This is a genomic window from Aestuariivivens marinum (genome assembly GCF_022662175.1).
In the GTDB taxonomy this organism is placed as follows: Bacteria; Bacteroidota; Bacteroidia; order Flavobacteriales; family Flavobacteriaceae; genus Aestuariivivens; species Aestuariivivens marinum.
Genome location: NZ_JAKMCR010000001.1, coordinates 684,915 through 700,605 on the forward strand (window position 1 = coordinate 684,915; position 15,691 = coordinate 700,605).

General features: G+C 30.9%; 12 protein-coding genes. 8 read left to right on the forward strand and 4 right to left on the reverse strand.

The window, feature by feature from the left end; genetic code table 11:
- Positions 1–3: 3 nt before the first annotated feature.
- Complete coding sequence (locus MR053_RS02920; RefSeq protein ID WP_242130969.1) at positions 4–1,854, reverse strand: CBS domain-containing protein; 1,851 nt, start codon at positions 1,852–1,854, stop codon at positions 4–6.
- Between the two features lie 138 nt (positions 1,855–1,992).
- Here MR053_RS02920 and rnpA point away from each other — a divergent pair, with 138 nt between their 5' ends.
- The 4 genes from rnpA (at position 1,993) to MR053_RS02940 (ending at position 5,953) form a co-directional block, all read left to right on the forward strand.
- Positions 1,993–2,370: a ribonuclease P protein component gene (gene rnpA, locus MR053_RS02925; RefSeq protein ID WP_242130970.1), complete on the forward strand. Its 378-nt coding sequence runs from the start codon at positions 1,993–1,995 to the stop codon at positions 2,368–2,370.
- A 120-nt stretch (positions 2,371–2,490) separates the two neighbouring features.
- On the forward strand, positions 2,491–3,303 hold the full coding sequence (locus MR053_RS02930) for a DUF4349 domain-containing protein (RefSeq protein ID WP_242130971.1): 813 nt from the start codon (positions 2,491–2,493) through the stop codon (positions 3,301–3,303).
- An 86-nt stretch (positions 3,304–3,389) separates the two neighbouring features.
- Positions 3,390–5,024 carry a S41 family peptidase gene (locus MR053_RS02935; protein WP_242130972.1) on the forward strand — a complete coding sequence of 545 codons (1,635 nt, stop codon included), beginning with the start codon at positions 3,390–3,392 and terminating at the stop codon, positions 5,022–5,024.
- Between the two features lie 68 nt (positions 5,025–5,092).
- Positions 5,093–5,953: an OmpA family protein gene (locus MR053_RS02940; RefSeq protein ID WP_242130973.1), complete on the forward strand. Its 861-nt coding sequence runs from the start codon at positions 5,093–5,095 to the stop codon at positions 5,951–5,953.
- Here MR053_RS02940 and MR053_RS02945 read toward each other — a convergent pair.
- The 3 genes from MR053_RS02945 to rpiB form a co-directional block, all read right to left on the reverse strand.
- On the reverse strand, positions 5,950–6,393 hold the full coding sequence (locus MR053_RS02945) for a GNAT family N-acetyltransferase (RefSeq protein ID WP_242130974.1): 444 nt from the start codon (positions 6,391–6,393) through the stop codon (positions 5,950–5,952). The genes MR053_RS02940 and MR053_RS02945 overlap by 4 nt on opposite strands.
- A gap of 110 nt (positions 6,394–6,503) precedes the next feature.
- Positions 6,504–7,421, reverse strand: coding sequence for a cation diffusion facilitator family transporter (locus tag MR053_RS02950; protein WP_242130975.1), 918 nt, complete (start codon positions 7,419–7,421; stop codon positions 6,504–6,506).
- Positions 7,422–7,856 carry a ribose 5-phosphate isomerase B gene (gene rpiB / locus MR053_RS02955; RefSeq protein ID WP_242130976.1) on the reverse strand — a complete coding sequence of 145 codons (435 nt, stop codon included), beginning with the start codon at positions 7,854–7,856 and terminating at the stop codon, positions 7,422–7,424. It abuts the gene before it with no gap.
- A 537-nt stretch (positions 7,857–8,393) separates the two neighbouring features.
- Here rpiB and MR053_RS02960 point away from each other — a divergent pair.
- The 4 genes from MR053_RS02960 to MR053_RS02975 all read left to right on the forward strand — a co-directional run bounded on the left by MR053_RS02960 (position 8,394) and on the right by MR053_RS02975 (position 15,519).
- Complete coding sequence (locus MR053_RS02960; protein ID WP_242130977.1) at positions 8,394–9,368, forward strand: T9SS type A sorting domain-containing protein; 975 nt, start codon at positions 8,394–8,396, stop codon at positions 9,366–9,368.
- Between the two features lie 195 nt (positions 9,369–9,563).
- Entirely contained in the window at positions 9,564–11,822 is a 2,259-nt protein-coding gene (locus MR053_RS02965; protein ID WP_242130978.1) for a ribonuclease R family protein, read from the forward strand.
- A gap of 81 nt (positions 11,823–11,903) precedes the next feature.
- A complete protein-coding gene (locus MR053_RS02970; RefSeq protein WP_242130979.1) occupies positions 11,904–12,578 on the forward strand; it encodes a head GIN domain-containing protein in 675 nt (224 codons plus the stop codon).
- Positions 12,579–12,714: 136 nt separating this feature from the next.
- On the forward strand, positions 12,715–15,519 hold the full coding sequence (locus tag MR053_RS02975) for a triple tyrosine motif-containing protein (protein ID WP_242130980.1): 2,805 nt from the start codon (positions 12,715–12,717) through the stop codon (positions 15,517–15,519).
- Positions 15,520–15,691: the final 172 nt, after the last annotated feature.

Genomic DNA, 15,691 nt, shown 5'->3' on the forward strand with positions numbered 1-15,691 from the left:
ATGCTATAAATCATTTTTTGTTATCAATCCTATTAGTCGGCTCTTTCTTATTACAGGTAAAAAACTAATATTATTATTGGCCATAAGCTTTGCGGCATCTTTTATTAGGCTGTGTTCATCTACTGTGATTATATCTTTTTTCATAAGCCTATTAACCGAAATGTTTGCTTTTTCTTTTTTATCTACATATAACTCAACATCTTTCCATGATAAAACACCCTCAAGTTTCTTGGCATGGTTTGTAACCGGCAAATGGTGAATACCTTTCCATTGCATAATGTTTAACACCAGTTCTATACTATCACTTTTATCTACAGTAAAAATATCGGTATTCATAATGTGTTTTACCGTCTTTTTGATTTTAGGTATCCGTGAGGTGTTTTTATTGAGTACCTCCCATGTTGAAACCGGATAACCTTTTTGTTGTTTTTTATAAATTTGTGATGTTAATATCTGTAAGGCCTCATAACGTTTGTAGGTTTTCAACAAGTTTCTATAGCTTCTAACATTCCATTCCGATCCATTATAGAAGGTTACCCTATCCTCTATAACCTTTAAATAATATTTGGCATCTTCTGGTGAAATACCAAACTTATAAAGCCCTTTATAAGCCATGGGAAGTAATTTATCTAAAATTAAATTATGGCTTGAAATGTATTTACCATCCCAGTAAAATTGTGCCGCCATACCATATCTGGCAGCATTGAAAAAATTACTTTTTACATCATTAAAGTCCCATATCTCATGGATATTGTTATAGTCTTTAGGTTTTCCCATCATTACACCAACCCAAAATGCCATATTGGCCATTTCATCTACCAATGTTGGACCAGAAGGAATGTAACGATTCTCTATTCGTAAATGTGGTTTATTGTTAAAAACCCCATAGCATACCCTATTCCATGGATAAACCGTTCCGTTATGAAGATTAAGAGCTTTTAGTTTAGGGATTTCACCGTTATTTATCATATCCACACTATCCTTAATATAAGTTGTGGTTAAAAAGCTTCTAAAGCGGGATATATTATCCTTAAAAATATCAGTAATGTTTCCTGTTTCCCATTGAGTTCCAAAACTAACCCTAGAAAGGTTTTCGTCTAGCACATAAGAATTGGCTCTAGTATCAATACTTTGCGTAAATAAGGCTATTCTGGTCTCGCTCCAAAGTTCTTTACCAAACAATAATGGCGAATTGGTACAAACACTTAATACAGGACCCGCTATGGCTTGTGACCAATTATAGGTGTCTACAAAATTGTTTGGATTAACCTGTAAATGCATTTGAAAACTTGTGTTACACCCCTCTAGCATGACAGAATCATGGAGTAAATTCAATTCGTCCACACCTTTAATATGAATGTTGAAATCTTCACGCCTTGAATCTTTAATAACTTCATTCAAAACTTCATAACGTTGCATGGGCGTCATTTTATCCAAAGTAATATTTTCTAAAATTATGGAGGGCAAAATACCTGCTAATACAATTTTAGTATTGTGTTTATTGGCCGATGTTTTAGCTTTTTGCATCAATGTCTTTAATTGCTTATGAAGCAACGAAAAGCATTTTCCTTTAAGTATAACTGGATCTAGATTTACTTCAAGGTTATAATTATTTATCTCGGTTGTAAAGTGTGAATCATTTATAGTTTCCAATACGTCTAAAGAATTATTGCTTGGTGAAAACTGATTGTTTACCAAACAAAACTCCTGCTCTGCCCCAACCCTAATAGGTTCTTCCTCAATCATACCTTGAGTAATCATTATATCAAGAGCTTTAATATCATTTATTAAATGATGGATATAATTTGCCCTATCTTTTTTTTTGGAAAGCTTTGTTACATCTAAATACCCCATTTTACTGAATCTTTCTCATTTTTTTGGACGATTAAATTACTGTTGTTGCAAATGATAAACTATGATATTTATCATAGCCTGCTTTATGTCTACCTTTATCAAATTCTTATTGCTATTTTTGTTTTCATAATTCAATATATGCGTTATACATTTCCAAAAAGAGAAAAACTTAAAAGTAAAAAACTCATTGAGCAATTGTTTTCTGAAGGGAAATCGGTAACAGCATTCCCTCTTCGCCTAATCTATTTAAAAACCCCTCTAAATTATGATGTTAAAGCACAAACTGGGGTTTCTGTAAGCAAACGCCATTTTAAAAGAGCTGTAGATAGAAATAGAATAAAGCGCTTAATGCGTGAGGCTTATCGTCTAAATAAAGCCTATTATTTTAACAACATTACGGCTCAATATACGTTTATGATTTTGTACATTGGTAAAGAAAAGCCTAAATTTATTGATGTTGATTCTAAAACGAAACTCTTGTTTGATAAATTTTTAGATAAGGTTTCTATGGCATAATGTATTTTAGAGAGGAGACTTAATAAAACTTAATGCTAAACCGAATTTTTAATATTGAATTACATTTTAATGCAGAGTGTAGTTGAAGTATGACCTAAATAAAACAATAAAATTATACAGATGAAATCATTTATTGCTCTTTTGTTACTTTTTTTGCCTTTAATGTGTTCTAAGGAAAGTAAAAAAATTAATAATTCTGAAACCTTTAATTATGATTCTGAAATTATTAGCGATGTAAAAGCCTCTTCGGTTAACGGAATTGTTTCGACACGACAAGAAGTTTATCCGCAAAAAACCATTAAAGAATCTTTTTTACGTTTTGAGACTCAGGATTTAGATAAAACGTATAGTCTAATTCACAAAACTATACAAGAAAACAAAGGCTTTGTTCAAGAGGATAGATCAAACAAATCCTATAATACCATTACAAGGCATTTAACAATACGAATACCTAGTAATAATTTTAAAATTGTTCTGGATTCTATAAGCAAACAAGTTTCTTATTTTGATGCTAAAAGAATATCCTCTAAGGATGTTACAGAAGAGTTTATTGATTTGGAAGCGCGTCTAAAAGCTAAACAAACTCTAGAAAAAAGATATTTAGAATTGCTGTCTAAAGCAAAAAATGTAAAAGAAATATTGGAAATAGAGCGAGAATTATCTAAGATAAGAGAGGAAATAGAAGCTAAACAAGGTCGCTTAAAATATCTTGAAAACAAAGTATCATTAAGCACCTTAGATATAGAATTTTACAAACGCACTTCAGAAATGGGGGTTACCGTTTCTTATGGAAACAAAATGTGGAATGCTATAAAATCTGGGTTTAACAGTTTGTCCATATTTTTTATTGGCATTTTACATATATGGCCTTTTATCCTTTTACTTATTATTACTGTCTTTTGGTTTAGAAGGTGGTTGAAAAAAAAGAAGTGAAAATGAAGCGCCCATAAGCAAAACTTTGTTACATGCTTAAACTGAACTTATCGAAGCGGGCTCTTTTAAAAAAATAAATATTAAACATGAAAAATCTACTAAAAAAAAGAATTCTAATCCCTATTATAGTTAGTTTACTTTTTATAATTACTACAGCTTTTAAAAATGATTTCTTTGAAATAGCCAAACAAATAGAAATTTTTACCACGCTTTTTAAAGAACTCAATATGAACTATGTTGATGAAACTAATCCAGGGGATTTAATGGATACAGCCATTAAAAGTATGTTAGAAGATTTAGATCCCTATACCAGATTTATGAATGAACAAGATGTTGAGGCTGCCAGAATAAACAATACAGGAGATTACACAGGTATTGGAGCTAAAGTTAGAACCCATAAAAACAAATTGGTCATTGTAGAGCCCTACAAAGACTATCCCGCTGATAAAGCTGGTTTAAAAGCTGGCGATGAAATTATTAAAGTTGATGATATCTTTGTTGAAGATTATAAAGATGATGCTGGTAATCTCCTTAAGGGAAGTTCTGGAACCACTATTAATGTTACCTATAAAAGACAGGGGAAAACCCAAACAGCAACTATAAATAGAGCTGAGGTTGAAATAAAGGCTGTACCCCATTTTTCATTAATTGATGATAAAACGGGCTATATTGTTTTAAGTCAGTTTAACAATAAAGCTTCTTCTGAAACCCGCTATGCATTGCGTGATTTAAAAGCTCAAGGTGCAGAGCGCATTATTTTGGATTTAAGAGGAAACCCTGGTGGTTTATTGCATGAGGCTGTAAATATTGTCAATCTATTTGTTCCTAAAGGACAGTTAATAGTTACTACAAAATCTAAAGTAAAAAAATATAACCGCACCTATTACACCAAAAATACTCCAATAGATACTGAAATTCCCCTTGTGGTGTTAATAGATGGTAGCAGTGCTTCGGCTAGTGAAATTGTATCTGGATCTTTACAAGATTTAGACCGTGCCGTTATTGTAGGATCCAGAAGTTTTGGTAAAGGCTTAGTGCAACGCCCTAAACCATTAACATATGGAACACAAATAAAAATTACCATTTCCAGATATTATACCCCTTCAGGCCGTTGCATACAGTCTTTAGATTACTGGAACAGAAATGAAAAAGGTGAAGCAATAAGGGTGAAGCAGGAAAACTATAATGAATTTAAAACTAAAAACGGACGCAAAGTTTTTGACGGTGGTGGCATATTCCCAGATGTCAATATAGGTAATTCAAAAAAGGCTCCTATTATAACCTCGTTAACTAACGATAATTTAATTTTTGATTACGCAACCAATTATTATTTTAATAATACCATTACCGACATTAATAATTTTAAGCTTAGTGAATCTGATTTTTCAAACTTTAAAAATTATTTGAATACCAATAATTTTTCTTTTGAAACCGATACCGAGAAAAAACTTTATAAAGCCATGGAATCTGCACAAAAAGAAGATTTGGATGATAATATTACGAAAGAATTTCAATCCTTAATACAGCAATTAAATTATTCAAAAACTATAGTTTTAGAAGAAAATAAGGATTATATACTAAAATTATTGACCGATGAAATTGTAAAACGATATGTTTACCGAGAAGGGCTTTATGACTACTATAAAATACACGATGAGCCTATAAAAAAAGCGACGGAAATTTTAAATAAATCAAATATCTATTCTGGTTATTTAAGGTAATATTTTCGTAAATTTATTAACGAATTAAAAATAGTATATTTACAAACTTATTCCTTTGTTTGTTTAACATGAATAAGCTATTTACCTACATATTATTAATGTTTTGTTGGGGTTTTATTTCATCTCAAAACAACATAACGCATGATGTTTATTTTGAGACGGATAAATATACTCTCTTACCAACAGAAGAAAACCGCTTGTTGCTTTTTATTTCTAAATTAGTTGATATAGATATTGAATCTATAGCTATTTTTGGATTTTGTGATGATGTTGGTGCTCCTAGTTATAATTTAAGACTCTCACAACAAAGAGCTGATGCTATTAAGGCTATTTTTTCAAACCACGAAATAAGTGAATCGGTAATCACTAATGTAGATGGTAAAGGTGAAGTATTGCTAAAAATTGTAGATGAAAAGGATATTTCTAAACTAAGAGGATTAAATAGAAAGGTAGAGATTATAATAAATCCAAAGCCTCCTATTATTAAAAAAAAGAAAGTAGAAGTTGAACCATCTGTTGAAAAAGAAAAAAAAGCTACAGCCGAAGTTATTAAAGGAGATGTTAAGGTAGGTGATAAAATACGTTTTGAAAATATTTTATTTAAAACGGGTTATAGTACAGTGACTCCAGAATCTAAAAAAATATTAGAAAATATAGCTAAATCTCTTGTAGAACGTGAAAATATCTATTTTACTATTCAAGGCCATGTATGCTGTACTCAATATAGCAGAGATGCCGTAGATAGAAAAACAAAAAAACGCAACCTCTCTGAAGCCCGTGCCAAATATGTTTACGATTATTTTGCTAAAAAAGGTATAGATAAAAAACGAATGCGCTATATGGGAATGCGTAGAAAATTTCCATTAGGAGGTGATCCAAAATATGATAGACGGGTAGAAATATTAATCACCCATATAATTAATAATTAATATTTTACCATAGCAATATGTGGTATGCCATCTTCTAGGTACTCTTTTCCTTTTGGTATAAAACCTAAGTTACTATAAAAATGTTTTAAATAACACTGAGCTGATATTTTAATTAAGCTTTTATTAAAATGTTTTCTAATTACCTCAATAGAAGCATTCATGATATCATATCCGTATTTAAACTGTCGTTCATTCTTAGCTACTACTACCCTACCAATACTGGTTTCTTTAAAATAATCTCCCGGTTTAAATACACGTGTATAAGCTATTAACTTTTTATTCTTATACCCTAAAACATGTATTGCTTTTTGATCTTTTCCATCTATATCTTGATATACACAATCCTGTTCTACAACAAATACCTCACTGCGTAATTGTAGCAAATCATAAAGTTCTTGAGTGCTTAATTTTGAAAATTGTTTTACCTGTATGTGTAGCATATACTCTTTTATATTGTCATTTAAAACGGAATATACTGTAGTGAAGAATCTCTTTTAGTTAACAATTATAGATTCTTCAATCGACCTTTAGTCTATTTCTGAATGACATTTTAGTCTTGAACAATCATATCTTTAGCATCTTCTTTACCAAATTCAGGTTGAATGTTCACATGGTTAATATTATATTTACGGTAAATAAGGTCTTCTATTTTATGTAGAATAACATCGAATTGGGATAAAGTTATATCTTCATTAAAATCGATATGTGCTTCTAAATGGATTTCCTCTTCATTCAACTGCCATACATGAACGTGATGTACATTCTTTATTGATTCAAAAGCATTAATTTCTTTTACGATCTGTTTAATTGGAATGGTAGCTGGTGTAAATAACATTAGTACTTTAGTTGAATCTTTTAATAAATCGAATCCCATCCATATTAAATATATAGCAATAGCAAAAGTCAAAACACTATCCACCCAAAACACGTTATAGTACTTCATTAACAAACCACCTATCAATACAGCTACACTAGCCATCATATCAGTTAATAAATGTAAATAGGCACTTTTCATATTCATATTGGTTTGGGCATCCTTTTTTAATAAAAGCACACTTAAACCATTAGCTATTATAGCAATTAACGATAACCAAATAACTAAGTCTGATTCAATTTCTTTAGGATGTTGAAAACGTCTTATAGCTTCTATAATCAATAAAACTGCTACAATAATTAAGGTAGAAGCATTTATAAAAGCAGCTAAAATTTCTGCACGTTTATAACCAAAAGTTCTATGTATAGAAGCTTTCTTTTTTGCTAAAAAATTAGCTACATAACTCACTATTAATGAAAGAACATCACTAAAGTTATGGAGTGCATCACTTAATAACGCTAAACTACCCGATATAACGCCTCCTATTATTTGAGAAGCAGTAATAAGAATATTTAAAAAAATAGAAATTACGAGATTTCTTCCTTTTAAATCGTTTTTTGAATGACTGTGATTATGAGAATGGTTATGACCCATCTAACAAGATAATGGAATTTTTTCTATTCGTGTTTGATGGCGACCACCTTCAAAATCTGTATTTAAAAAGGTTTCTACCATAGCCACAGCTTGGTGTATTGCAGTAAATCTAGCAGGTATACATAATATATTAGCATCGTTATGTTGCCTAATTAATTCTACTATTTCTTTATTCCAACATAAACCAGCACGTATTTTTTGGTGTTTATTAGCGGTCATAGCGACACCATTGGCACTACCACAAATAAGAATACCATAAGTAGCTGTTTTATTTTCAACATCATCAGCTACAGGATGTACAAAATCGGCGTAATCCACACTACTATTACTATCTGTACCATGGTTAATAACCGTAAAACCTTTAGCTTCAAGGTATTCTTTAATAGCAAATTTATAATCGGTTCCTGCGTGATCGTTTCCTATAGAAATCGTCATAATAAGATATGTTTTATTAAATATTACAAAGGTAACAATTATAAGTCTTGTGTATTACTATATTCATGACTTGTTAATAACTGTTTATTGTTTTCTAAAAGAATAATTAGGAGATTTCAATAATTTTTTCAATTAAAAAGGTATTGTAATTTTCCAAAAAAATAATCCCTTTTTTTTAAGTGTTTTATTAGACTTAAAAACATTGAAAATAAACAGCACTTTTAAAAAAAGTTATAAGTAAAAAGCAGTTAATTTATGTTGTTAACAACTGTGGATATAAAATTAAAACAGATTAAAAATGAAGTTATTAAAACCATCAATAGATGTTAATTAATTATTAATGGAATGTCAATTTAATAGTATCAAAATAAAATTGATAAAAGTTATACCAGTTATTAACAGCCTATAATAACCAATATTATTTTTTAAAATTTTAAAAAGAAACTTATAATAATATATATAATTGTGAATAACAAAAAAGCAATAAATTATATTTTCCGTATATTTAAAAATCTATCAATTTTTATGCAAGTTATTATGAAAACTATTTCATTTTTATTAATACTTGTCCCAACCCTACTTTTTTCTCAAATACAAATAGGTTCCGATATTAATGGCGAAGCAGATGGTGATTGGTTTGGTCAATCTGTGAGCCTGTCTTCAGACGGTAGTATTGTAGCAATAGAAGCTTCTCATAATAATGAAAATGGAGTTAATTCAGGTCATGTACGTGTTTATAGAAATGACAATGATGTTTGGACCCAAATAGGTAGTGATATAGATGGTGAAGCAGAATATGATTGGTTTGGTCAATCCGTTAGTCTATCATCAGATGGTAGTATAGTAGCAATAGGAGCTTATGGTAATGATAACAATGGATCAGGTTCAGGTCAAGTATGTATATATAAAAATGATAATGATGTTTGGACTAAAATAGGATCTGATATTAATGGAGAAGCTGCTGGTGATGTATCAGGTTGGTCTGTTAATCTATCATCAGATGGCAGTATTATAGCAATAGGAGCTACTGGTGCACCACCTGGCTTTGACAGTGGAACAGCATCGGGTTATGTACGTATATATAAAAATGATAATAATGTTTGGACCAAAATTGGTAGTGATATCAACGGAGAAATAGCATCAGGTGACAAATCTGGCTATTCCGTTAGTCTATCTTCAGATGGTGGTATTATAGCAATAGGAACTGTAGGAAATATTAACGGAACAGAATCTGGTCATGTTAAAGTGTTCGATTTAAGTGCTGTACTTTCTAGTGATGGTTTTGTTTTACAACGATTAAATGTATTTCCTAATCCTTCCAGTAATATTATTAATGTTCAACTAAAGGATAATATTGATCTAAAAAGAATCAATATTTATAATAATCTGGCTCAACTGCTATTTTCTACAAGAGAAAAAGAAATTAGTACCAATAATTTATCACCTGGTTATTATTTTGTAGAAGTGGAAACAGATCAAGGTAGAGCCGCTAAAATGTTTGTGGTTAAGTAAACATTGGTATTTAAAAAGTTCACTTATTTGTAAATTAATCTATTCTTAATCTAAAAATATAGAACGGTTAACATTAAAATCGTAGCTTTGTAAAAAACAAATAGCACATAACTCGCCTTTAATACGCTATTTTATAATAGAAATTCCACCCGATAGCTATCGGGATTATGGGAATGATAATGATTACAAAATTACATGAGTAGAAATAAAAAAAGGAAATCCAGAAAAGGAGTTCCTAACCTTACAAATACAATCTTAAGTATTTTAAAAAAAGACAAAAACAAAACGTTTAACTATAAACAAATCGCTGCTAAACTTGGTGTTAACGATGCCAGTAGCAGAAACCAAATTATAAAAACCTTGGCTAAATTAGCAGCCAAGGAAGAAATCATTCAAGTAGACCGAGGTAAGTTTAAAGCAGTTATTAACACCGAATATCATTTTGGTATTTTAGATATGTCTGCTAGAGGATCTGGATATATTATTTGCGATGATTTTGACGAAGATATCTTTATAGCTTCAAACAATATTAATAGAGCGTTGAATGGTGACGAAGTGGAATTCTATGTTTACAAACGGCGTAAGCGAGGAAAAATAGAGGGTGAAATAACCAATGTTGTTAAACGTGCCAAATCGGAGTATGTTGGAGTGATCCAAATTCAAAAGAATAATAACTATGCTTTTGTGGTACCTGATAGCAATAGCATGTACAAAGATATTTTTGTGCCTATTAATAAAACTCTTAAAGCAGAAGATGGCGATAAAGTATTGGTAACCTTGGAAGATTGGCCAGAAAAAGCCGATTCCCCTTATGGTAAAGTGATTAAAGTACTTGGGAAACCAGGAGAACATAATACCGAGATTCACGCCATTTTAGCCGAATACGGGCTTCCTTATGAGTTCCCATACGACGTGGAACAGTATGCGAATACTTTGGATACGTCGATTACTAAAGAAGAAATTGCCAAACGTCGTGATATGCGTAAGGATTTAACCTTTACCATCGATCCAAAAGATGCTAAGGATTTTGATGATGCCCTATCCTTTAAAATATTGGATAATGGTTTATACGAAATAGGTATCCATATTGCAGACGTATCTCATTACCTAAAAGAAGGTACCGTTTTAGATGATGAAGCTTATCAACGTGCTACATCGGTATATTTGGTAGATCGCGTAGTACCTATGTTACCGGAGATTTTATCTAATAACGCTTGTTCTTTAAGACCACATGAAGAAAAGTACACCTTTTCTACTGTATTTAAAATAAATGATAAAGCGGAAGTAAAAGACCAATGGTTTGGTAGAACCGTTACGTATAGCGATGCCCGTTTTGCCTACGAAGAAGCACAGGCCATTATAGAAAGTAATCCAAATGTCACGTTGAGCGTCGTCACTGAGCGGAGTCGAAGTGCAGTTGAAGCGTCTCAAATTAATACACAAATCCCCCAAGACGTATCCCTCACAGGAAAAACCTATAATACCAAACCTGAAATAGCAGAAGCGATATTGGTTTTAGATAGATTAGCTAAAATCATGCGTAAAAAACGTATGAAGTATGGCGCTATTTCATTTGATAAAGTTGAAGTAAAATTCAATTTAGACGAAAACAACAACCCTGAAGGGGTATTTTTTAAAACCAGTAAAGAAGCCAATAAACTTATAGAGGAATTCATGTTATTGGCTAATAAAAAAGTAGCTGAGTTTATTGGTAAGCAATCGCCTAAAAAAACATTTGTATATCGTGTGCATGACGAACCAGACGATAGCAAATTGGCTGCCTTACAAAATGTTGTTGGACGTTTTGGCTATAAATTAAATTTTAAAGATAGAAAATCAACAACTGCATCGCTTAATAGTTTGTTACAGGATGTCGTGGGAAAAAAGGAACAAAATTTAGTTGATACTTTAACGATAAGAAGTATGAGTAAGGCTGAATATACTACACATAACATAGGTCATTACGGTTTGGCTTTCGACTATTATTCTCATTTCACATCACCCATACGACGATATCCCGATGTAATGGCACATCGCTTATTGCAACATTATTTAGATGGCGGTAAATCGGTTAGTGAAGATGCTTATGAAGAAAAATGCCAGCATTCCAGTAACATGGAAAATTTGGCTACTAAAGCAGAGCGTGATTCCATAAAGTATATGCAAATACGTTTTATGGAAGACCATAAAGACCAAGAGTTTTTAGGCGTCATTTCAGGAGTAACAGATTGGGGTATTTATGTTGAAATTATTGAAAACAAGTGCGAAGGGATGGTAAGTATACGCGATATTATAGATGACCATTATGCATTCGATGAACAACAATATGCTTTAGTGGGTAGGCATTCTAAAAACATGTATCAATTAGGCGATGAAGTTATGGTTAAAGTGAAGAATACCGATTTGGTTAAGAAACACTTAGACTTTCACCTTATAGGTAAGATAGAAGATTAGAATAAAATAATTTACTATGGAATAATTATTGATAAAAACCGTTTAGTAATTATTAATCAAAATGAATAGACATAAGTTAAAATGAAAAAATTAATTATCCTTCTTACAATTGTTTTTACTTCAGTAAGCCTTGCTCAAAATACCATAGAAAAAGATATAGAAGAATTTACTGAATTAAAGGTTTTTGATCTCATTGAGGTTGAAATGGTAAAGTCTAATGAAAATAAAGTCATCATTACTGGTGAGAACAATGATGATGTTGTGGTTACCAACAAAAATGGAAAGCTTAAAATAAGAATGTCCTTAGAAGAAATTTTTGATGGAGGAAAGACTAAAGTGGTATTGCATTACACTCATGTAGATATTATTGATGTAAATGAAGGAGCCAAAGTATATTCCAATGATACCATTAAACAATTTGAAATTGATTTCAAAGCTCAAGAAGGGGGCTCCATAAGAATGCCTATTGATGTAAAATATCTTAATATAAAAGCCGTAACAGGGGGTATTGTAAAAACATCGGGAACTTCTAAAAATCAAGACATATCCCTTTTTACAGGAGGTCTTTACAAAGGTGAAGAATTAATTACTGAAAAAACTGAGGTTTCGATTAATGCTGCGGGTGAGGCTTATGTTTATGCTTCAAAAATAGTTGATGTAAAAATACGAGCCGGAGGAGATGTGTTTATATATGGAAATCCAGAAACCGTTAACGAAAGTCGTGTTTTTGGAGGTAGGGTAAAGCGTATGGATTAAAGTAAACTATTATTTAATATTTTAATAGCCATTACTTAGTAATGGCTATTTTTTTGCCATACACTAACCATACAAAAGCACTTTTAACCCTTATTTTTATTACTTTAGTACTACAACAAAGTAAACGAAATAGATTTTGCAGTTTTCTAAGATTCCTTTTCTGTTCTTTTTAGTTGGTGTTTTTTTAAATGCTCAAGAGCATCCACCTATAGAAATCTACACTGCAAAAGATTATCGTGCCGAAACACAAAATTGGTCTATTTCCCAATCAGAAAACAATTATATATATGTTGCCAATAATAAAGGCTTATTAGAATTTAATGGAGCTACATGGCAATTGTATAAATCTCCTAACGAAACTATTATACGGTCAGTACATGTTATAGACAATCATATTTACACTGGCTGTAATGGTGATTTCGGTTATTGGGTAAGCAATGATTATGGTAAATTGAATTATACGTCTTTATCAAAACAGTATAATATTAAATTATTGGAAGACGAGGAATTTTGGAATATCATTAATATAGACGATTATATTTTATTTCAATCCTTAAAGCGTATTTATATCCTTAATACGTTAAACAAGTCTTTCAATATCATAGAATCAAAATCTATTATATATAAGGTATTTAAGGTTAGAGGGAACATATATTTCCAAGAAACAAAAAGTGGCCTTTACAAAATTGAAAATGGGAAAGCGGAATTAGTTTTAAACGATCAAGTGTTGCTAAATAATCGATTGGTAAATGTATTTATTCAAAATGAAAACTTACTATTTGAAACTGAAAACGATGGATTTTACATTTATAATAATAATGAATTAAGTAAATGGAACATAAAAGCCAATAATACACTTTCGGAATTAAGTGTTTTTAGAAGCATTAAATTAAAAGATGGTAGCTTTATGTTGGGTACGCGATCCAATGGTATTGTACACCTTGCTCCTGATGGTCGGATTAACTTTAAAGTTGATGTTGTAAAAGGCCTTGGTAACAATACAGTACACTGGATATTTGAAGATAAGGAACATAATATTTGGTTAGCTTTAGAGAACGGAATCAATTGTATCAATATGACTTCCCCGTTCAGTATTTATAAAGATGAAAAAGGGAAGATAGGCACCATATATGCTTCTAAAGTTTATAAAGATTTTATGTACATAGGTACAAATCAGGGATTGTTTTATAAACCCTATAATTCAAATGTAGATTTTAAAAATATTGAAGCCATACAAGAAGCTGTTTGGAGCCTTACTGAAATAGATGGAACGTTGTTTTGTGGACATGACACAGGCACTTCAATTGTAAACGGTGCTATCGTAAATAAAATAGACGGGATTAATCAAGGTACTTGGGGTTTAAAGCCAATTTATAAAAATAAAGATCTTATCCTTCAAGGAAACTACAATGGTTTATATGTTTTGAATAAAGTAAATGGAAGCTGGACTTTAAGAAATAAAATAGAGGGTTTTGATTTATCAAGTAGGTTTTTTGAAATTTATGATGGGAATATTCTCGTTAGTCATGAATATAAAGGTGTTTTCAAATTGAAAACAGACAGTGATTTTACAAAGGTTACAAGCCTAACAAAAGTACCAGAAATAGAAAAAGAGCTACACTCTAGTATGGTGTCTTATAAAAACGACTTGTTACTAGGTTTTAAGGAAGGCGTGTTTAAATATGATACTAAGGAAGAAAGGTTTATTAAAGATATTACTTTAAGTCAACTTTTCGATGGTGTAGAATACACTTCGGGAAGATTGATACCTGTAGAAGAAACAAATACTTTATGGGCTTTTTCCAATAGGAATTTAAATTATTTAACATTAAGTACATTAAGTGGGGTGCCAAAGATTAATAAAATACCATTACCCAAAGCATTGCCGCGTGGGTTAACAGGCTATGAAAACATTGCTTTTTTAAAAGGTCAAACCTATTTAATAGGAACATCAATGGGCTATGTCTCTATAGATTTAGATAAATTACAAGAGAAGGTATATAGTATTTCCATAAACAATATTAATGTACATGACCTCAGAGGAAATAGCTATGAAGTATTATCACAAGATGAAGTGGGTGACTTTGAAAATAGGTTTAATAATGTGGAATTTAGATTTAATGTTGTTGAATACGATAAATATTTAGATACCGAATATCAATATCAATTAATTGGTTTACAAGAGGAGTGGAGTAATTGGTTTGTTAAACCAAACCTAACCTTCGAAAATTTACCTTACGGAGATTACATTTTTAATATTAGGGGCAGAACAGGAAATGTTTTAACCAACAATGTAGCATCTTATAGCTTTACGATTAAAAGACCATGGTTATTATCCAATACCATGATTGCGGTGTATGTATTTCTCATTCTTCTTTTTTCGTTTATCACACATAATATATATAAACGATACTATAGAAAACAAAGAGAGCGTTTGTTGTTAAAATCACAAAGAGAGCTTGAGTTAAAAGAACTTGAAAATAAACAACAGCTTATGCGATTCAATAATGATAAGCTAAGACAGGATATTGATAACAAAAACAGGGAATTAGGGATCTCTACAATGAGCTTAATAAAAAAGAATGAGTTTTTAAACAGTATTAAAAGCGAATTGCAGAACATAAACGATCTTAAAAAGCTAAAGCATGTTATAAAAGTAATTGATAGAAATATAAACAATACAGACGATTGGAACCTTTTTGAAGAGGCCTTTAATAATGCTGATAAGGATTTTCTTAAAAAGATTAAGCAAATGCATCCAGAACTCACTTCAAACGACTTAAGGTTATGTGCTTATTTACGTTTAAATTTGTCCTCTAAAGAAATAGCACCACTGTTAAACATCTCTCCAAGAAGCGTTGAAGTAAAACGCTATAGACTAAGGAAAAAGATGGATTTGCCTCATGAGTCCAGTTTATCAGACTATATTTTAGAGATTTAATACACTACAACTTTTTATTTCACCTATACAATACCACAACACTGTATAAAATTCTTTAAATGTTAAGAATATCTTAATAAGATGAATTTTTTAATTAAAGCTTATGTTTATTGGGGTTTTCTTAAAAATTTAGTATTTTTTTTATAATGTATGTTTTTTGTTGCGGTAAAAA